The organism is Pseudomonas sp. (genome assembly GCF_049300855.1).
Taxonomy (GTDB): Bacteria; Pseudomonadota; Gammaproteobacteria; order Pseudomonadales; family Pseudomonadaceae; genus Aquipseudomonas.
Genome location: NZ_JBAQKH010000026.1, coordinates 39,101 through 56,634 on the forward strand (window position 1 = coordinate 39,101; position 17,534 = coordinate 56,634).

At 58.0% G+C, this 17,534-nt stretch carries 20 protein-coding genes; 7 read left to right on the forward strand and 13 right to left on the reverse strand.

Annotated features, from left to right (window positions below; all coding sequences use genetic code 11):
* Positions 1-78: 78 nt before the first annotated feature.
* Together bfr and WA225_RS09795 are read right to left on the reverse strand one after the other, a co-directional pair.
* Positions 79-552 carry a bacterioferritin gene (bfr, locus tag WA225_RS09790; RefSeq protein WP_277759098.1) on the reverse strand — a complete coding sequence of 158 codons (474 nt, stop codon included), beginning with the start codon at positions 550-552 and terminating at the stop codon, positions 79-81.
* Positions 553-752: 200 nt separating this feature from the next.
* Positions 753-971, reverse strand: coding sequence for a bacterioferritin-associated ferredoxin (locus tag WA225_RS09795; RefSeq protein ID WP_003227725.1), 219 nt, complete (start codon positions 969-971; stop codon positions 753-755).
* A 314-nt stretch (positions 972-1,285) separates the two neighbouring features.
* Here WA225_RS09795 and WA225_RS09800 point away from each other — a divergent pair, with 314 nt between their 5' ends.
* The 3 genes from WA225_RS09800 to WA225_RS09810 all read left to right on the forward strand — a co-directional run bounded on the left by WA225_RS09800 (position 1,286) and on the right by WA225_RS09810 (position 2,993).
* A complete protein-coding gene (locus tag WA225_RS09800; protein WP_003227723.1) occupies positions 1,286-1,888 on the forward strand; it encodes a peroxiredoxin in 603 nt (200 codons plus the stop codon).
* A 172-nt stretch (positions 1,889-2,060) separates the two neighbouring features.
* Positions 2,061-2,576 (forward strand): Panacea domain-containing protein, encoded by a 516-nt coding sequence (locus WA225_RS09805; protein ID WP_422607784.1) that lies wholly within the window; start codon positions 2,061-2,063, stop codon positions 2,574-2,576.
* A 3-nt stretch (positions 2,577-2,579) separates the two neighbouring features.
* On the forward strand, positions 2,580-2,993 hold the full coding sequence (locus tag WA225_RS09810; protein ID WP_422607785.1) for a hypothetical protein: 414 nt from the start codon (positions 2,580-2,582) through the stop codon (positions 2,991-2,993).
* A gap of 62 nt (positions 2,994-3,055) precedes the next feature.
* Here the strand turns inward: WA225_RS09810 and rnt are convergent, their stop codons facing one another.
* Together rnt and pyrC are read right to left on the reverse strand one after the other, a co-directional pair.
* Complete coding sequence (gene rnt, locus WA225_RS09815) at positions 3,056-3,733, reverse strand: ribonuclease T (protein ID WP_007916667.1); 678 nt, start codon at positions 3,731-3,733, stop codon at positions 3,056-3,058.
* Complete coding sequence (pyrC, locus tag WA225_RS09820) at positions 3,730-4,776, reverse strand: dihydroorotase (protein ID WP_422607786.1); 1,047 nt, start codon at positions 4,774-4,776, stop codon at positions 3,730-3,732. Before pyrC ends, rnt begins: the two co-directional genes overlap by 4 nt.
* Before the next feature lie 160 nt (positions 4,777-4,936).
* On the opposite strand from pyrC, the gene WA225_RS09825 reads away from it, so the two are divergent.
* Together WA225_RS09825 and WA225_RS09830 are read left to right on the forward strand one after the other, a co-directional pair.
* Positions 4,937-5,845 (forward strand): flagellar protein MotY, encoded by a 909-nt coding sequence (locus tag WA225_RS09825; RefSeq protein ID WP_422607787.1) that lies wholly within the window; start codon positions 4,937-4,939, stop codon positions 5,843-5,845.
* A 129-nt stretch (positions 5,846-5,974) separates the two neighbouring features.
* Complete coding sequence (locus WA225_RS09830) at positions 5,975-7,192, forward strand: argininosuccinate synthase (RefSeq protein WP_129395322.1); 1,218 nt, start codon at positions 5,975-5,977, stop codon at positions 7,190-7,192.
* Positions 7,193-7,304: 112 nt separating this feature from the next.
* On the opposite strand, the gene WA225_RS09835 is transcribed toward WA225_RS09830, so the two are convergent.
* A complete protein-coding gene (locus WA225_RS09835) occupies positions 7,305-8,021 on the reverse strand; it encodes a hypothetical protein (protein WP_422607788.1) in 717 nt (238 codons plus the stop codon).
* Between the two features lie 500 nt (positions 8,022-8,521).
* On the opposite strand from WA225_RS09835, the gene WA225_RS09840 reads away from it, so the two are divergent.
* Positions 8,522-9,148 (forward strand): response regulator transcription factor, encoded by a 627-nt coding sequence (locus tag WA225_RS09840; RefSeq protein ID WP_064119001.1) that lies wholly within the window; start codon positions 8,522-8,524, stop codon positions 9,146-9,148.
* Positions 9,149-9,236: 88 nt separating this feature from the next.
* Here the strand turns inward: WA225_RS09840 and WA225_RS09845 are convergent, their stop codons facing one another.
* The 8 genes from WA225_RS09845 to metG all read right to left on the reverse strand — a co-directional run bounded on the left by WA225_RS09845 (position 9,237) and on the right by metG (position 16,250).
* On the reverse strand, positions 9,237-9,407 hold the full coding sequence (locus tag WA225_RS09845; protein WP_422607789.1) for a PA3496 family putative envelope integrity protein: 171 nt from the start codon (positions 9,405-9,407) through the stop codon (positions 9,237-9,239).
* Positions 9,408-9,516: 109 nt separating this feature from the next.
* Positions 9,517-10,155, reverse strand: a complete 639-nt coding sequence (nth, locus tag WA225_RS09850) for an endonuclease III (RefSeq protein WP_064119002.1) — start codon at positions 10,153-10,155, stop codon at positions 9,517-9,519.
* Positions 10,152-10,724 carry an Rnf-Nqr domain containing protein gene (locus WA225_RS09855; RefSeq protein ID WP_422607790.1) on the reverse strand — a complete coding sequence of 191 codons (573 nt, stop codon included), beginning with the start codon at positions 10,722-10,724 and terminating at the stop codon, positions 10,152-10,154. Before WA225_RS09855 ends, nth begins: the two co-directional genes overlap by 4 nt.
* The gene (locus tag WA225_RS09860) at positions 10,721-11,326 is read right to left on the reverse strand and encodes an RnfABCDGE type electron transport complex subunit G (protein ID WP_422607791.1); all 606 of its coding nucleotides are present in this window, start codon (positions 11,324-11,326) and stop codon (positions 10,721-10,723) included. Before WA225_RS09860 ends, WA225_RS09855 begins: the two co-directional genes overlap by 4 nt.
* On the reverse strand, positions 11,323-12,306 hold the full coding sequence (locus tag WA225_RS09865) for an RnfABCDGE type electron transport complex subunit D (RefSeq protein ID WP_422607792.1): 984 nt from the start codon (positions 12,304-12,306) through the stop codon (positions 11,323-11,325). The genes WA225_RS09860 and WA225_RS09865 overlap by 4 nt, the downstream gene beginning before the upstream one ends.
* Positions 12,293-13,501, reverse strand: a complete 1,209-nt coding sequence (gene rsxB, locus WA225_RS09870; protein WP_422607793.1) for an electron transport complex subunit RsxB — start codon at positions 13,499-13,501, stop codon at positions 12,293-12,295. Before rsxB ends, WA225_RS09865 begins: the two co-directional genes overlap by 14 nt.
* On the reverse strand, positions 13,498-14,067 hold the full coding sequence (locus WA225_RS09875; RefSeq protein ID WP_422607794.1) for an electron transport complex protein RnfA: 570 nt from the start codon (positions 14,065-14,067) through the stop codon (positions 13,498-13,500). Before WA225_RS09875 ends, rsxB begins: the two co-directional genes overlap by 4 nt.
* A gap of 131 nt (positions 14,068-14,198) precedes the next feature.
* Positions 14,199-16,250, reverse strand: a complete 2,052-nt coding sequence (gene metG, locus WA225_RS09880) for a methionine--tRNA ligase (protein ID WP_422607795.1) — start codon at positions 16,248-16,250, stop codon at positions 14,199-14,201.
* 155 nt (positions 16,251-16,405) lie between these two features.
* On the opposite strand from metG, the gene apbC reads away from it, so the two are divergent.
* Positions 16,406-17,500 (forward strand): iron-sulfur cluster carrier protein ApbC, encoded by a 1,095-nt coding sequence (gene apbC, locus WA225_RS09885; protein ID WP_008079385.1) that lies wholly within the window; start codon positions 16,406-16,408, stop codon positions 17,498-17,500.
* Positions 17,501-17,534 lie beyond the last annotated feature (34 nt).

Here is a 17,534-nt window from a genome sequence, read left to right on the forward strand (position 1 = left end):
GCAATCCGGGCAATAAAAAGCCCCGCGCCTCGAAAGAGGGCGGGGCTTTTTAGTGTCTCGAGTTTAGCGGGCGCTAACTTACTCTTCGCCCATCTGCGATTGCAGATAGTTCTCAAGACCGACTTTATCGATCAGGCCCAGTTGGGTTTCCAGCCAGTCGATATGTTCTTCTTCTGATTCGAGAATGTCTTCCAGCAGTTCACGGCTGCCGAAGTCGCCAACGGTTTCGCAATGCGCGATCGCGGTTTTCAGGTCAGCGTGGCCGGTCTTCTCGATACGCAGGTCACACTCGAGCATTTCCCGGGTGTGCTCGCCGATGTGCAGCTTGCCGAGGTCCTGCACGTTCGGCAGGCCTTCGAGGAACAGGATGCGCTTGATCAGCTTGTCCGCGTGCTTCATCTCGTCGATGGATTCTTTGTACTCGTGTTTGCCGAGCTTGTTCAGACCCCAATCTTCATACATGCGCGCATGCAGGAAGTACTGATTGATCGCGACCAGCTCATTGGCAAGGATCTTGTTGAGATGCTGGATGACTGTAATGTCGCCTTTCATGATCGGAGTCCTGCCCTGTATTAGCTGTATATACGGCAGAGTTTGAGCTTCGTACTTATAAGTGTCAAACCTAAGTTATTGAATAATATATGAAAATTAATCGGAATAAGAATGTTTGTGTTCCGCGTCTGGGCGCTAAGCAGTTGATTTACAGGCATAAAAAAACCGGACATAAGTCCGGTTCTTTGAAATGGGGGGCATTACGCAGCGGTAAATTCTACCGGATAGGGGATCGCGGCCTGAGCGGTTTGCAGCTTGGTCAGGGTTTCGCGAACGACTTCCTTGGCAAGGCACGCACATTTGCCGCATTGGCTGGCGACGCCGGTGGCCTGGCGGACTTCTTTATAGCTGCAGCAACCTTCATAGATCGCTTCGCGGATCTGTCCGTCGGTGACGCCAGTGCAGAGACAAACATACATAAGTGAGAACCGTCGCTGGTTGTGACTCAATTGCGATGGATCTTAATGTTAACGAGAATGATTGTCAAAGTGCTTTCGGGAGGGTTTTGCCGATTAATAGCGGTGACTGACGAACGGTGATTACTGGCCAATCGCCTGGCCCCGTAAATGCAGCGCGGTTATCCGCTTCGTTTAAAAAACCGTTAAGGACAGGCGAAAAACGCAGTGTATGATGGTCGGCCCTTGCGAAGGGGGTTCGTGTCACAGGGCTGTCGCCTGAGGGTGGCAGGCTGGCGCGGACCCTGAACTTCAAGTTTCTACACCAGGAGATATCAATGAGCGTACTCGTAGGCAAACAAGCCCCTGACTTCACCGTCCCGGCCGTACTCGGCAATGGCGAGATCGTTGACAGCTTCACCCTGTCCTCGGCCATCAAAGGCAAATACGGCCTGGTGTTCTTCTACCCACTGGACTTCACCTTCGTCTGCCCGTCCGAGCTGATTGCTCTGGACAACCGCATGGCTGACTTCAAGGCGCGCAACGTTGAAGTGATCGCTGTGTCGATCGACTCGCACTTCACTCACAACGCATGGCGCAACACCCCAGTGAACAATGGCGGCATCGGCCAGGTGAAATACACCATGGCTGCCGACATGAAGCACGACATCGCCAAGGCTTACGACGTTGAATCCGAAGGCGGCGTGGCGTTCCGCGGCGCGTTCCTGATCGACGACAAAGGCGTTGTCCGCTCGCAGATCATCAACGACCTGCCACTGGGCCGTAACATGGAAGAGCTGATCCGTCTGGTCGACGCTCTGCAATTCCACGAAGAGCACGGCGAAGTCTGCCCTGCCAACTGGAAAAAAGGCGACAAAGGCATGAACGCTTCGCCAGAAGGCGTTGCTGCCTACCTGACCGAGAACGCTGCAGCCCTGTAAGGCGCAACGTCGAGGTACAAAAAAACCGGCCCACGTGGCCGGTTTTTTTTATGCGCGGGATTATTGGCAACAGCCTCTCGGCATCATTTGTTTCAAATGCGCGTAAAAAATACTGGATGACTGAACAGTGGCTGGATAGGGTTGTTGTTGAGTGATAAGGGGTAAGAGGGCGATGGCCTTGGCCAGAATCGCGCCTCACTTCAGTCAGAACGGTGCAATGGATTGCATGATGCAGAAGGGGATTCAAATGCCGAGTAGCTTGGACGTTGCGGATTATTTCCTCAGCCTGGAAGGGCATGAAGGTGAGATCTCCAATCTCAAAATTCAAAAAATGGTTTATTACGCTCAAGGGTTCAGTCTGGCTGTCCATGGCGAAGCTCTCTTCCCTGAAAAGCTGGAAGCGTGGATGCACGGGCCAGTGGTTCCGGATCTGTATCGAAGATTCAGCCAATTTGGATCGAGTGCCATTCCTCCTCCAAGTGATTTCAACCCCGATGTTTTCAGTGCCAAGCAACAAAGTCTGCTCAACGAAGTGTTCGACGTTTATGGCCAATTCTCGGCGTGGAAACTGCGCCAGTTGACGCATGAAGAGACCCCTTGGCGTAGAAACTTCAAGGAAGGTGAGTTCAGCCGAGAAATTCCCGCCTGCGAGATGCAGGAGTATTTCCGGGAGCATTTGGTGAACTGAAAAATGGCCAAGTTCAAACGCAGGGAACGCGATGGGGCGGTGACAGTAACGGCGCGGACTTCCACTATCGAAATGGATTCATCGGAAGCGCGACCTCCGGTTTTCTCATTTGAATATTTGCAGAGTGGCTGGTGCATTCAAGATTGCGAGGCCGTCGAACGGTCGAAGATGCTCGAGCGTCTGAGAATTTTGGGAAAAATGCCTTGGAGAGAATTGCGCAGAGAGCACAGGCATCGATATGGCTGTGAAACGATTGAAAGAAATAGCCTGAAAGTGGGGATACCCGATTTTTTAACAGGTGATGTCAGATTGTTGGTGTTTCGGGCTTTCGAACGTGTAGCGATGGTGGGTTACAAGAATCATCGGGTTTTTTACGTCGTGTGGATTGATCGAGAATTTAAGCTCTATAAGCATTAAACAAAAAACCGGCCCACGTGGCCGGTTTTTTTTATGCGCGGGATTTACCCGAAGACCATCAATCAGTCGTCGAAATCTTCCCAGCCGCCCATCTGCTTCCAGCGGTTGACGATGCCGCAGAACAGCTCAGCGGTTTTCTCGGTGTCGTAACGCGCCGAGTGCGCCTCACGTCCGTCGAAGTCGATGTCGGCGGCCTGGCAGGCTTTCGCCAGCACAGTTTGGCCGTACGCCAGACCGGCTAGCGTCGCGGTGTCGAAACTGGAGAACGGGTGGAACGGGTTGCGCTTCATGTCCAGACGCGCAACGGCCGCGTTGAGGAAGCCAAGATCGAAGCTGCTGTTGTGGCCGACCAGGATCGCGCGCTTGCAGCCGTTGGCCTTCAGTGCTTTGCGGATGCCACGGAAGATGTCGGTCAGCGCGGTTTCTTCGCTGACCGCCATGCGCAGTGGGTGATCGAGCTTGATCCCGGTGAACTCCAGCGCCGCTGCTTCGATGTTGGCGCCTTCGAAAGGCTCAACGCGGAAGAAGTAGGTGTGATCCGGGTAAACGAACCCCTTTTCATCCATGGCGATGGTGGTCGCAGCAATCTCCAGCAACGCATCGGTGGCCGAGTTGAAGCCACCGGTTTCTACGTCGACGACAACCGGCAGGTAGCCGCGAAAGCGTGCTGCCATCGGGTGACGGGAACCGCCACCGCCACTTTGACCGTCCAGTTCGTCGTCGAAATGGTCTTCACTCACGCGTGTTCCTCCAGCAGGCGCCAGCGCAGTTTTTCACCGGCGCGCAGCGGGATAACGGTCAGCTCGCCAAATGGCAGGCTGGTCGGGGCGGTCCATTCTTCACGAACCAGGGTGATGCGATCGGTGTTCACCGGCAGGCCGTAGAAGCGCGGGCCGTTAAGGCTGGCGAAGGCTTCGAGCTTGTCCAGCGCGTTACGCTGTTCGAAAGCTTCGGCGTACATCTCGATGGCGGCGTACGCGGTGTAGCAGCCGGCGCAACCGCAGGCGGCTTCCTTGGCGTGCTGGGCGTGCGGCGCCGAGTCGGTGCCGAGGAAGAACTTCGCGCTGCCGCTGGTGGCGGCGTCGAGCAGGGCTTCCTGATGGGTATTGCGCTTGAGGATCGGCAGGCAATAGAAGTGCGGCCGAATCCCGCCCACCAGCATGTGGTTGCGGTTGTAGAGTAGGTGATGCGCGGTGATGGTCGCGCCAACGTTGGCCGAAGCCTCGTTGACGAACTGCACGGCGTCGCCGGTGGTGATGTGTTCGAACACCACTTTCAGCGTCGGGAAGCGCTCGACCACACGGCGCATGTGCTCATCGATGAAAATCTTTTCGCGGTCGAACACGTCGACGTCGCCACGGGTGACCTCACCGTGGATCAGCAGCGGCATGCCGACTTCGGCCATGGCTTCGATTGCCGGCAGAATCTTGTCGATGCTGGTCACGCCGGAATCGGAGTTGGTGGTGGCGCCGGCCGGGTACAGCTTGGCGGCGTGCACGAAACCGCTGGCCTTGGCTTCACGAATTTCTTCGGGCTGGGTGCGGTCGGTGAGGTACAGCACCATCAGCGGCTCGAAGCGACTGCCGGCCGGGCGGGCAGCGAGAATCCGCTGGCGATAGCCGTCGGCTTCAGCGGCGTTGCGCACCGGCGGTACCAGGTTGGGCATGATGATGGCGCGGCCAAAAGTGCGCGCAACATCGGCAACGGTATTGGTCAACACGGCACCATCGCGAAGATGAATGTGCCAGTCGTCGGGACGCAGCAGGGTCAGGCGGTCGGACATGAGGGGATTCCAGGCGGGTCAAACTGAGGCGAATGCTACCGGAAAAGACTCTTGCAGGCACTCGCTATCAAGTTTTGCGGCAAGCGTCCGATATCCCGTAGGTATGCCGTAAACATAGTGTGAATCGGTCTTTGTGTTTCAGAAGCCAATGGAGCCTCCCGTGCGCCAGCGTTATTTAGCCTTGCTCAGTGTGTTTGCCAGCCTTCCGGCGATGGCGCTCACGTACCAGACCCGTCTGGAGAACATTGAGTGGACGGTCGCCGGCGACAAGTTCGAATGTCGTCTGACCCAGCCGATCACCGATTTCGGCTCGGGTGAATTCGTGCGCAAGGCGGGCGAGCAGGCGATATTCCGTCTGAATGCCTACAACGCCATGCTCGGTGGCGGCTCGGCGACGTTGCTGGCAGCCGCTGCGCCTTGGCAACCGGGCCGTGGTGACATCAATCTGGGCTCTGTGAGGCTCGGCAGCGGTAATGTGCTGTTTAACAGCTCGCAGTCGCAGGCCGGTGGTCTGATCAGCGGTCTGCTGGACGGTCGCAGCCCGGTCGTACGCCGTGCCTCGGGCGATGGCCGGGTTTCGGAAGTGCGGTTATTGCCGGTCAAGTTCAGCAAGGCGTTCAACGATTACCAGACGTGCGTGGCGAAATTGCTGCCGCAGAATTTCGACCAGATCAAGCAGTCTCAGATCGGCTTCCCCGGTGAAGGCGTCGACCTCGATGCCGCCGCCAAGGCCAAGCTGCAAGTGATGCTCGAATTCATGAAGGCCGATCCGACGGTCAATCACATCGAACTCGACGGCCATTCCGACAACAGCGGCAATCGCCTGACCAACCGTGAGCTGTCGCGCCGGCGGGCGCTGGCAGTGGTCGATTTCTTCAAGGCCAATGGCATTCAGGAATCGCAGATCACCGTGCGTTTCCATGGCGAGCAATATCCCATCGTGCCGAACACCAATGCAGCCAATCGCGCGAAGAACCGTCGGGTCAATGTCAAGCTGGCGCGAGTGGCACCGATTACTACTCCGGCACCGCAAGCGAGCACGCCCGCCAGCACTGCGGCGACTTCCTGACCCGCCGGTCATCGTCGCGCTCTCGACAGCTTCTGTCGCTTTGTCGTCTTAAGCTGTCGCGCCTCTGTAAATTATCGCGTTTGAGCGGTAGACTCCTCGGCTTTCCGTAGAACCCCGTGGAGTGATGGCATGGCGGACGTAAACAAGGTCGTTCTGGCGTATTCCGGCGGCCTGGACACTTCGGTGATCCTCAAGTGGCTGCAGGATACTTATAACTGTGAAGTGGTGACCTTCACCGCTGATCTCGGTCAAGGCGAAGAGGTCGAGCCGGCCCGCGCCAAGGCTCAGGCCATGGGCGTCAAAGAAATCTACATCGACGATCTGCGCGAAGAATTCGTGCGTGATTTCGTGTTCCCGATGTTCCGCGCCAACACCGTTTACGAGGGCGAGTACCTGCTGGGTACTTCCATCGCACGTCCGCTGATCGCCAAGCGCCTGATCGAAATCGCCAACGAAACCGGCGCTGATGCCATTTCCCATGGCGCCACCGGCAAGGGCAACGATCAGGTGCGTTTCGAACTGGGTGCCTATGCACTCAAGCCTGGCGTAAAAGTCATCGCCCCTTGGCGCGAGTGGGACCTGCTGTCGCGCGAGAAGCTGATGGACTACGCCGAGAAGCACGCGATTCCGATCGAGCGTCACGGCAAGAAGAAATCCCCGTACTCGATGGACGCCAACCTGCTGCACATCTCCTATGAAGGCGGCGTGCTGGAAGACACCTGGACCGAGCACGAAGAAGACATGTGGAAATGGACCGTCTCCCCGGAGAACGCTCCTGACAAACCGCAATACCTGGAACTGACCTACCGTAACGGCGACATCGTTGCGCTGGACGGCGTCGAAATGACCCCGGCCACCGTACTGGCGACGCTGAACAAGATCGGTGGTGCTCACGGTATCGGCCGTCTCGACATCGTCGAAAACCGTTACGTCGGCATGAAGTCCCGTGGCTGCTACGAAACCCCGGGCGGCACCATCATGCTGCGCGCGCACCGTGCGATCGAATCGATCACGCTGGACCGCGAAGTCGCTCACCTCAAAGACGAGCTGATGCCGAAATACGCCAGCCTGATCTACACCGGTTACTGGTGGAGCCCTGAGCGTCTGATGCTGCAACAGATGATCGACGCTTCGCAGGTCAACGTGAACGGTGTGGTTCGCCTGAAACTGTACAAAGGCAACGTGATCGTTACCGGCCGCAAGTCCGACGATTCACTGTTCGATGCCAACATCGCGACCTTCGAAGAGGATGGCGGCGCTTACAACCAGGCCGACGCGGCGGGCTTTATCAAGCTCAACGCGCTGCGCATGCGCATTGCTGCCAACAAGGGCCGCAAGCTGTTCTGATTGTTCAGACCGGTGCGTAAATGAAAGGGCGATCTTGTCTGCGAGACAAGATCGCCCTTTTTATTGGATGCTCTACCTTGCTCGCCCCATCTGCCCGGCGAGGGCTGTTCTTTCAAACCCGCCCCAGCAGCGTTACCGCTTGCGAACACACGTTGTAAACAATGCAGGGCGTTGTGCCCGAGCCTTTCTTCGCCTGTTTGATTTGCAGTAAGGCGTTTTGTGTCAGTAAACCGTCCGAAACGTGGTTGCTGATAAAAATGATGAGCCGCCCGGTTTTCTTCTCGCTGCGGGGGATTTTTTCCAGAAGCGTGTTGAGCTCTTTCACTGCATTGATACCCCTCGCGTCGATGATGTGCAGGTTGCTCGAGGGCATGGCTAATTGAACATGGTGTTGAACAACTGGTTTGGCTTTTATGACGCTGTCCGGTGGCGGGTCGGGCACGCTATGCGCCTTGCATGTGTTCTGGCACGGGTCTGCGACGGTTTCGGCGGACACGATGCAACTTGAAACGCCGAGAAAGCCGGGGGCGACGGAATCTTGTGTCGATGTGTTTCGTTTGCTGTTGCGATCATTGTTGTCGATGGCTTTTAAAAAACTCTTGTCGGTTTCGAAGTCTGAGGGGGAATAGAGCGACCGATAGTTGAAGTTTAATGTCATGAAGAACAGAAACAACAAATAGAACGGAAAGGTGATCAGGAACCAGACGTAGAACTCCCGATCGTCGTTATTGAGAAACGGCAGAGAGACGGCGGCCGATGCTTCGGAAATTGCAGCGAAGATGGCGATGACCGTCATCGGGTTGGTGATTTTACTCTTTATCTTTAACATTATTTGCTCTTTGGTTGATGTTTGTTAATGCAGTGTGTTTTGAATTGGCGGTTTTTCGTGTTTCTGGTTATAGCAAAAACATCTGATGAAGTATAAGTAACCTTGGTTTAAAACTTTGTAAGTTATTGGCGGTGTGCTGCTGCGGTAAGTGGGTGATGTTGTTGCCTGGTATTTCCATGTGCTTAACCAGTTCAAGTATTGTCAGGCGGTTTTATGTGTCTGATTTTAACTGTCCGGTCAGCAAGGCCCGATCGCCGTGACAGTGTCTACGGCAATAGGGAACAGATGGCGCGGGGCGAGAAGCGAGAAAATACCGCGAAGAAACAAGCCAGAACGCATCAGATGCGAAGACGGAGAAGGGTTTTTTGTGGGATTTATCCTCAATGGCTGTAGGGAATGTCTCTCGATGCAAGTGCATGTGAGACCTGGCATGCCATCGCACAAGTGACTGGGCTATTGTGCGTGCTCTAAAAATTCGAACAGCGAAACTGGACTTGCCCATGAATAAAGTGCTGATCGTGGATGATCACCCCGTCATTCGTCTTGCGGTGCGTATGCTGATGGAACGTCATGGCTACGAAGTCATTGCGGAAACTGATAACGGTGTGGATGCGTTACAACTTGCTCGCGAACAAATGCCGGATATTGTCATTCTGGATATTGGCATTCCCAAACTTGATGGTCTGGAGGTTATTGCGCGACTGACCACAACTGCCATGCCAATTAAAGTGCTGGTGTTGACGTCGCAGGCACCCGGGCATTTTTCAATGCGCTGCATGCAATCGGGGGCGGCAGGTTATGTATGTAAACAACAGGATCTGACCGAATTGCTCAGCGCGATCAAAGCGGTATTGTCTGGCTACAGCTATTTTCCCAATCAGGCACTGCATACCGTGCGGACAAGCCTGGGCAACGCCAGTGAGGCCGATATGGTCGATCGTCTTTCGGGGCGCGAAATGATGGTGTTGCAACAATTGGCGCGTGGAAAGACCAACAAGGAAATCGCCGATGGCATGTTTTTGAGCAACAAGACCGTCAGCACCTATAAAACCCGCTTGTTGCTCAAGCTCAACGCGCGCTCGCTGGTCGATCTGATCGAGTTGGCGCAACGTAACGGACTTGTCTGAAAGTCTGAGTGGCTGACGGAATCATGGGCCGATCGAATTCAGCTATCGCAGAAAGTAAAAAGCCTCCGTTTCGGGAGGCTTTCAAGTTTCAAAGATCAAAGTCGTAATCAGCCAATTGCCTTTGCAGTCGGCGCTCCTCAAGCAGGTTGTCGATGGTGCGGCGTTTGCTCAGATTGGTTTTGGCGACTTCGACCACAGGTTCGGCGTCTTCAGTCTCGATGTCGTCGTCTACATCCAGTGCTTCTTTGTCAGTACTCATACAAGGTTGACTCCCGGCTAATACTGCCTTTGGCGCTCCTTATATCGGTAATGCAGCGACGGGTAAAAAAGATTTTTTCAATCGACTTATCAATTATTGCAATAGCCGATCAATCGTCCGAAGTTTTGTGTTTGTACTCGCACAGATCTTCGATGCGGCAACTGCCACAGCGCGGCTTGCGGGCCAGACACACATAACGCCCGTGAAGAATCAGCCAGTGGTGTGAGTCGAGCAGAAATTCCTTGGGTACAAATTTCATCAGCTTGTTTTCTACCTCAACCACATTTTTACCCGGGGCGATGCCGGTGCGGTTGCTGACCCGGAAAATGTGCGTGTCGACCGCCATGGTCAACTGGCGAAAAGCGGTATTGAGTACGACGTTAGCCGTTTTGCGGCCTACCCCGGGAAGGGCTTCCAGTTCCTCACGGGTCTGTGGAACTTCACTGTCGTGGCGCTCGACCAGCAAGCGGCAAGTCTCGATGACGTTCTTGGCTTTGCTGTTGTAGAGGCCGATGGTCTTGATGTATTCGGACAACCCTTCGATGCCCAGGGCATAAATGGCCGCCGGCGTGTTGGCCACCGGGAACAGTTTCGCCGTGGCCTTGTTGACGCCGACGTCGGTCGACTGCGCCGAAAGAATGACCGCAATCAGCAGTTCGAAAGGCGAGGAATAGGCCAGTTCGGTCTTGGGTTCGGGATTGTCTTCATGCAGTCGACGAAAAATCTCAAGACGTTTTGCAGCATTCATGGGCGATGCGTTTCCTTGGAAATTGAGTTCGAACGAGTCCACGCCTGACGAGCGGCCAACAGCAATCCGGCGAGAATCAAGGCGCCGGGGACCAGCGTCGCCCCATGCAGGCCGGCGCCGAAGAAAACCAGGCCATGCCAGTGCTCCGTCAAGCCGACAGCGAGGCTGCCGTGGCCGATGAGTTCGCGCAGCACGGCAAACCCCAGCAGCACGGCGCCAAAAAGGGCGCAGTGCTTGAAGCATTCGGCCAGAGGTTGGCGAAAGAAACCATTGTGTTCCAGCAGCAGGCATTGCCAGGCGATCAAGCCTGCGTAGACTGCAAACGCCTGCTGCCATGGCAGAAACCAGCGTTGCGCGAGGATCTCGGCACAACTGGCCAATGTTGCAGCGAGCACGATACTGGCCAGCCATGCGGCGCTGCCGCTCAGGCGCGAGCGCAGGGGGGCCATGCACACGCCATAAGTGCCGACCACGGCGACCAGCATCAATAACGTCCCCAGGGCGCCGGCCAACGTGGCAGTCGTGCCGAGCAGGAACACCCAAAGCAACGCGCTCGCTGAACGGTTCATGCTCCGCTCCCCAGTAATGCTGCCCGATGTTCATCAAAGTAGCGCAGCGCATCATGGATGGCATTGAGCGCCGCCCGCGAGGTGATGGTCGCCCCGGCGATCTGATCAAACTGTCCGTGATCTTTTTTCAACGCCCAGCCATCTTCGGTCGGATCGGTGTTCGACTTGCCGGAAAACGCCTGCAGCCAGCTGTTCGGCCAATCGCCGATCAGGCCGCCGAGTGCCGGGGTTTCGCTGTGCTGCAGGGTTTTCACGCCGAGTAATTTGCCGTTGGCATCAATGGCGATCAGCAACTCGATGACGCCGGCATAGCCCTGCGTCTGACTGCGCAGCAACACGGCCACCGCTTGCCCGTTTTTGCTCGCGCGGTAAGCGCCGATGAGTGCGCTGTGGCCCAACGCAGGTTGACTCAATGTCAGTGGCTTTTCCAGCGGCTGGTTGTCGTAGATCTCGGTGGGGAGCACATCGAGTAATTTGCGACTGTCGAGCAAGCGTTGCTCGGCGGCAATCTGTGGCGCACTGCTGCGCTGCACAAAACAGGTCGCACCGACACCAACCACGGTCAGCAGCACCAGGGTCAGCGTGCTGGTCGCGCGGTTCATGGGCTCACCTGTGGCTGACGGCTGGCGGCAAAGCGCTCCAGTGCCGGCACGCAAAGGTTCATCAATAGCACCGCGAACGCGACGCCATCCGGGTAACCGCCCCACGTGCGAATCAGGTAAGTCAGTAACCCGACGCCTACGCCAAACAACAAGCGAGCGAGCGCTGTTTTCGCGCCGGATACCGGTTCGGTGACGATAAAAAACGCGCCGAGCATGGTCGCGCCGCTGAGCAGATGAAACAGGGGCGAGCCATGCGAGTCCGAGCCCGAGCCGTTCCAGCCCAGCAGGCTTGCAACAAACAGACTGGCGAGCATACCGACCGGCGCCTGCCAGGCAAAAACGCGGCGTTGCAGCAAGAACAGCCCGCCGGCGAGGAACGCCAGGTTCACCCATTCCACGCCGCGCCCGCCGAAGCGACCGAACGCCGGATTGCTGGCGAACAGCTCGTCCATGGTCAGGCTTTTGTTGATGCGCAGACTGTCCAGTGCGGTGGCCTGCACCCAGGCGTCCGGCGCCTGGCCGAGATTGAAGACGTGTTGCAGCGTCGCTGACAGATCCATGCCATGCGCTGGCCACTGAGTCATTGGCTGGGCAAACAGCACCATCGCCAGGGCGAAGCCGAGCATGGCCGGATTGAACGGGTTTCTGCCGACGCCGCCGTACACATGCTTGCCGAACAACAGCCCCGTGGCCATCGCCGTCACCGTCAGCCACCACGGGCAATACGGTGGCAAGGCGGCGGCCAGTAACGTCGCGCTGACCAAGGCACTGCCATCACTCAGCGCGGGTTGTAGCGGTTGTCGGCGTAGCCGCGCGACGCCCGCTTCAACCAGCATTGCGCTGCTGACGCACAGGATCAGATTGATCAACACGCCCCACCCATAGAACCAGAACAGCGCCAACAGTCCCGGCAGGGTGGCCAGCAGCACCCGCTTCATCGCCTGTTGCAGGCGATCATCGGGTGCCTCAAGGGGTGACATGATCTTGCACCTGGCGCTCGGCGTCGTGCAGGCGGGCGCGGGCCTTGTCGAGGATTTCGTTAGGCGTGTCAGCCTGGCGTTCGAGTTTGCTGAGGTCGGCACGGGCGTAGGCCATCTCCGTTTTCAACTGACGAAGCTGGCTGTCGATCGGACGTTTCTCAACGCGCACCAGATCAGGCACAGGCTGATCACTACTGGCTTCGGCGGCGTGCAGCGCCTGTTCGGCATCGCGTAGCGCCTGTTCCAGCGTCGCTATGTGCGCCGGTGCGGCATCGGCAGCCTGGGCTTTTTTCAGTTCGGCGCGACGCATGGCCAACTGAATTTTTGCCCGCTTCAGGTCGGCATCTTTCGCCGGGGCGGCGACTGGCGGTTCTGCTGGCTGGCTGCTTTCCATTTGTGCCAGCGCCTGTTCCGCCGCTTCGAATTGCTGTTGCAGCACGATCAATTGCGCCTGCTGTTCGAACGTCGGCGGATGACCGAAGGCTTTCAGCGATTTGTGCAATTGCGCACGGCTCATCGCCACATCGATCTTGGCTTTCTTCAGTGCCGCATCGACGCTGGCGGCCTTCTGCGCGCGAACTCGCTCCAGCGCAGCCTGCACCGGATCGCTGGCGCTGACTTGTGGTTGAGCAGCGCGTTGGGCTCGCGCTTCACGCTCTGCCTGTTTCTGCTGTTCTTCCCTTTGCAGGCGCGCATTGCGTCGTTCGAAACGCTGGCGCGCGTGATCGCGTTTGGCCGCGCGGGCACGCTGCTCTTGCAGGCTGAAGGCCAAGCCCCCGACCACGGGCAATGTGCTCGGCGGCAGCGGATGCATCTCGATGCAGTCGACCGGGCAGGGCGCAACGCACAGATCGCAACCGGTGCACTCATCAATGAGCACGGTGTGCATCAGTTTGGCAGCACCAACGATGGCATCGATCGGGCACGCCTGAATGCATTTGGTGCAGCCGATGCATTCGGCTTCGCGGATATACGCGACTTGCGGCGGTGCCGAACCACGGCTGATGTCCAGCTCCAGCACCGGCACTTTCAACAGCTCGGCCAGTGCCGCGATGGTTTCATCACCACCGGGCGGGCACTTGTTGATCGGCTCGCCCTCGACGATGCCTGCTGCGTACGGCTTGCATCCGGGATGGCCGCACTTGCCGCATTGGGTCTGCGGCAGGAGCGCATCGATGCGTTGAATCAGACTCATGTTTTGATCAGTCCACTGAATCCGAGAAAAATCACTGCAATCAGTCCGGCGCCGATCAGGTCGATCGGCAAGCCGCGAAAGGGCAGGGGAATGTCGTTGTCGGCGCTGCGTTCACGCAAATCCTGAAACAGGCTCAGCACCAGCCAGAAACCCAGCCCGGCACCCAGACTCAACGCGATTGCAGGCAACCAACCCAGGTCATTTTGCGCATTGATCAGCGCCAATCCGAGCACGCCGGCGTTGCCCAGCAACAGCGGCCACAAACCGTCGAATGGCAAATTGGGCAAGCCGCGAGCCAGGCCTTTGAGCAGCGGGGCGATCAGCAACACGCTCAATGGCAGAAACACGAACAACCGCAAGGCCTCAAGTTGCAGCGGCACCAGCAGCCAATGCCAGATGGCGTCACTGCTGATGCCGACGATCAACATCAGACACAACGTCGCCAAACCCAGCGCATGCACCTGGCGACGACTGGCCGCCAGTAGCGGATCGACGCCCAGCGGCCAGTGCAACACAAAATTGTTGAGCAGGGCGGCACTGATCAGCGTAAGCACGAGTTCGGTCATGGTTCTGCCGGCCAAGCGGGCGGAGGTCTCTTAAGGTTAGGCATTATCCGGCAGCCACGTTGGCTGGGCCAGATATGAAAAATCCCACCGGCATGCGGGGCACGCCGGTGGGATCGATGTGTTGCAGGGCCTTACTTGATGCGTTGACCCGGCTTGGCGCCGCTGTCCGGGCTCAGCAGGTAAATCTCTTCACCGCCAGGGCCCGCCGCCATCACCATGCCTTCGGAGATACCGAACTTCATTTTCCGTGGCTTGAGGTTGGCGATCATCATGGTCAGGCGACCGTCGAGCTTCGACGGATCCGGATAGGCGCTCTTGATGCCGGAGAACACGTTGCGTTGCTCATCACCGATATCCAGGGTCAGGCGCAGCAGCTTGTCGGCGCCTTCCACGTGTTCGGCCTTGACGATCAGCGCGACGCGCAGGTCGATGGCGGCAAACGCGTCGAAGTCGATTTCCGCCGACAGCGGTTCCTTGGCCAGTTCGCCATTGCCGGCCGGGGCGGCGGCACCGGTGTCGGTCTGGCTGGCGGTCAGGTCTTCTTTGGAGGCGTCGCTCATGGCTTGCACTTTTACCGGGTCGATGCGGGTCATCAACGGCTTGAATTCGTTCAACTGGTGGTTGGCCAGCAGGGTGGTGTGGTCGTTCCAGGTCAGCGGGGCGACGTTGAGGAATGCCTCGGCATCGGCAGCCAGCAGCGGCAGCACCGGTTTGAGGAAGATCACCAGTTGGCGGAACAGGTTGATGGCGGTGGCGCAGATCGCCTGGACTTCAGCCTGTTTGCCTTCCTGCTTGTTCAACGACCACGGCGCCTTGTCGGCGATCCAGGCGTTGGCGCGGTCGGCCAGGGCCATGGTTTCACGCATGGCGCGGGCGAAGTCGCGGGCTTCATAGGCGTCGGCAATGCTTGGCGCGGCAGCGAGGAAAGCCTCGGTCAGCTCCGGCGCAGCATTGGTGTCGACCAGCAGGCCGGCGTTACCTTTCTGAATGAAACCGGCACAGCGGCTGGCGATGTTGACTACTTTACCGACCAGGTCGGAGTTGACCTTCTGCACGAAGTCTTCGAGGTTCAGGTCGAGGTCATCGACGCCACGGCCCAGTTTGGCCGCGTAGTAGTAGCGCAGGTATTCCGGCGACAGGTGATCGAGATAGGTGCGGGCCTTGATGAAAGTGCCGCGCGACTTGGACATCTTCTGGCCGTTGACGGTCAGGTAGCCGTGCACGTTGATGCCGGTCGGTTTGCGGTAGCCGGCGCCTTCGAGCATCGCTGGCCAGAACAGCGCGTGGAAGTTGACGATGTCCTTGCCGATGAAGTGGTACAGCTCGGCGGTGGAATCCTTGCCCCAGAACGCGTCGAAGTCCAGCTCCGGCGTGCGCTCGCAGAGGTTCTTGAAGCTGGCCATGTAGCCGATCGGCGCGTCCAGCCACACGTAGAAATACTTGCCTGGCTCCCCCGGAATCTCGAAACCGAAGTACGGCGCATCGCGGGAGATGTCCCACTGTTGCAGGCCGGCATCCAGCCATTCGGCGATCTTGTTGGCGACGGCGTCTTGCAGGGTGCCGCTGCGGGTCCAGGCTTGCAGCATTTCCTGGAAGTCCGGCAGTTTGAAGAAGAAGTGCTGGGAATCCTTGAGCACCGGGGTGGCGCCAGAGATCGCCGACTTCGGATCCTTCAGGTCAGTCGGTGCATAGGTCGCACCGCATTTTTCGCAGTTGTCGCCGTACTGGTCTTCAGTGCCGCATTTCGGGCAAGTGCCCTTGATGAAGCGGTCGGCCAGGAACATTTTCTTTTCCGGGTCGAAATACTGGGTGATCGAGCGCTGGGCGATGTGCCCGGCGTCACGCAGCTTGAGGTAGATCTGGCTCGACAACTCACGGTTTTCTTCGGCGTGAGTGGAGTGGAAGTTGTCAAAATCAACCAGAAACTCGGCAAAGTCGGCGCTGTGTTCAGCCTGCACATTGGCGATCAGTTGTTCCGGGGTGATGCCTTCTTTTTCCGCGCGCAGCATGATCGCCGAACCGTGGGCGTCGTCGGCGCAGACATAAATGCATTGATTGCCGCGATGCTTCTGGAAGCGCACCCACATATCGGTCTGGATATATTCCAGCATATGGCCAAGGTGAATCGAACCGTTGGCGTAGGGCAGGGCGCTGGTGACGAGGATCTTGCGTGGTTCGGACATGTGGGGCTTCGCTACTTGATGAAACGGAGGTCGGCCACTATAAAGCGCCGGGCAAGATATTTCACCCCTGCAAATCGTTGCCGGGCATGCCGTCCGGAGGATAGAAGGGGTAGGATAGCCGCCATCTTTTCCCAGTCTTGTTATCGGAGTTGCCCATGAGTGCCGTCACTCGCGCAGCGGTGGAAGCCGTCCTCAGCCAATACACCGACCCTTACCTGAACCAGGACCCGGTCAGCGCCGGTTGCGTGAAAAACATCGAGATCGTCGGTGACCGCGTAAACGTGCAGCTGGAAATCGGCTACGCCGCCGGTCTGTTCAAGAGCGGTTGGGCGCAACTGCTGCAACTGGCCATCGAAAACCTCGATGGCGTGGTGATCGCCAAGGTTGAAGTGAACAGCGTCATCGCCGCGCACAAGGCCCAGGCACAGATTCCGGGGCTGGCCAACGTCAAGAACGTAGTCGCCGTGGCCTCCGGCAAGGGTGGGGTCGGCAAGTCGACCACCGCTGCCAACCTCGCACTGGCACTGGCTCGCGAAGGCGCCAAGGTCGGCATTCTCGACGCCGATATCTACGGCCCGAGCCAAGGCATCATGTTCGGCATCCCCGAGCGCACCCGCCCGGAGGTCAAGGACCAGAAGTGGTTCGTGCCGCTCAAGGCCCATGGCGTTGAAGTCATGTCGATGGCCTTCCTGACCGACGACAACACGCCGATGGTCTGGCGCGGGCCGATGGTCTCCGGCGCCTTGCTGCAACTGGTCACGCAAACCGCGTGGGGCGATCTGGATTATCTGGTCATCGACATGCCGCCAGGCACTGGCGACATTCAGCTGACCCTGGCGCAAAAAGTCCCGGTGGCCGGCGCGGTGATCGTCACTACTCCGCAGGATCTGGCATTGCTCGATGCACGCAAAGGCGTGGAAATGTTCCGCAAGGTCAACATTCCGGTGCTGGGCGTGGTGGAAAACATGGCCGTGCACATCTGCTCGAACTGCGGGCATGCCGAGCATCTGTTCGGGGAGGGCGGCGGTGAGAAACTGGCGACGCAATACGGCGTTGAACTGCTGGCGTCGCTGCCGCTGTCGATGTTGATCCGCGAGCAGGCCGATGGTGGCAAACCCACCGTGATCGCCGAACCGGACAGCCAGATTGCCATGGTCTATCAGGAACTGGCCCGCCACGTCGGCGCGCGGATCGTGTTGCAGGAAGCGGCCACGCCGGCGATGCCGAACATCACCATCAGCGACGATTGATCAATCCGCAACCCCGATAACCTTGTGGGAGCGA

Bases quoted from the DNA above. Each gene is read 5' to 3' on its own strand.
- bfr (WP_277759098.1), bottom strand. From the start codon at position 552: ATGAAAGGCGACATTACAGTCATCCAGCATCTCAACAAGATCCTTGCC.
- WA225_RS09795 (WP_003227725.1), bottom strand. From the start codon at position 971: ATGTATGTTTGTCTCTGCACTGGCGTCACCGACGGACAGATCCGCGAA.
- WA225_RS09800 (WP_003227723.1), top strand. From the start codon at position 1,286: ATGAGCGTACTCGTAGGCAAACAAGCCCCTGACTTCACCGTCCCGGCC.
- WA225_RS09805 (WP_422607784.1), top strand. From the start codon at position 2,061: ATGGCCTTGGCCAGAATCGCGCCTCACTTCAGTCAGAACGGTGCAATG.
- WA225_RS09810 (WP_422607785.1), top strand. From the start codon at position 2,580: ATGGCCAAGTTCAAACGCAGGGAACGCGATGGGGCGGTGACAGTAACG.
- pyrC (WP_422607786.1), bottom strand. From the start codon at position 4,776: ATGTCCGACCGCCTGACCCTGCTGCGTCCCGACGACTGGCACATTCAT.
- WA225_RS09830 (WP_129395322.1), top strand. From the start codon at position 5,975: ATGGCGGACGTAAACAAGGTCGTTCTGGCGTATTCCGGCGGCCTGGAC.
- WA225_RS09835 (WP_422607788.1), bottom strand. From the start codon at position 8,021: ATGTTAAAGATAAAGAGTAAAATCACCAACCCGATGACGGTCATCGCC.
- WA225_RS09840 (WP_064119001.1), top strand. From the start codon at position 8,522: ATGAATAAAGTGCTGATCGTGGATGATCACCCCGTCATTCGTCTTGCG.
- WA225_RS09845 (WP_422607789.1), bottom strand. From the start codon at position 9,407: ATGAGTACTGACAAAGAAGCACTGGATGTAGACGACGACATCGAGACT.
- nth (WP_064119002.1), bottom strand. From the start codon at position 10,155: ATGAATGCTGCAAAACGTCTTGAGATTTTTCGTCGACTGCATGAAGAC.
- WA225_RS09855 (WP_422607790.1), bottom strand. From the start codon at position 10,724: ATGAACCGTTCAGCGAGCGCGTTGCTTTGGGTGTTCCTGCTCGGCACG.
- WA225_RS09860 (WP_422607791.1), bottom strand. From the start codon at position 11,326: ATGAACCGCGCGACCAGCACGCTGACCCTGGTGCTGCTGACCGTGGTT.
- WA225_RS09865 (WP_422607792.1), bottom strand. From the start codon at position 12,306: ATGTCACCCCTTGAGGCACCCGATGATCGCCTGCAACAGGCGATGAAG.
- rsxB (WP_422607793.1), bottom strand. From the start codon at position 13,501: ATGAGTCTGATTCAACGCATCGATGCGCTCCTGCCGCAGACCCAATGC.
- WA225_RS09875 (WP_422607794.1), bottom strand. From the start codon at position 14,067: ATGACCGAACTCGTGCTTACGCTGATCAGTGCCGCCCTGCTCAACAAT.
- metG (WP_422607795.1), bottom strand. From the start codon at position 16,250: ATGTCCGAACCACGCAAGATCCTCGTCACCAGCGCCCTGCCCTACGCC.
- apbC (WP_008079385.1), top strand. From the start codon at position 16,406: ATGAGTGCCGTCACTCGCGCAGCGGTGGAAGCCGTCCTCAGCCAATAC.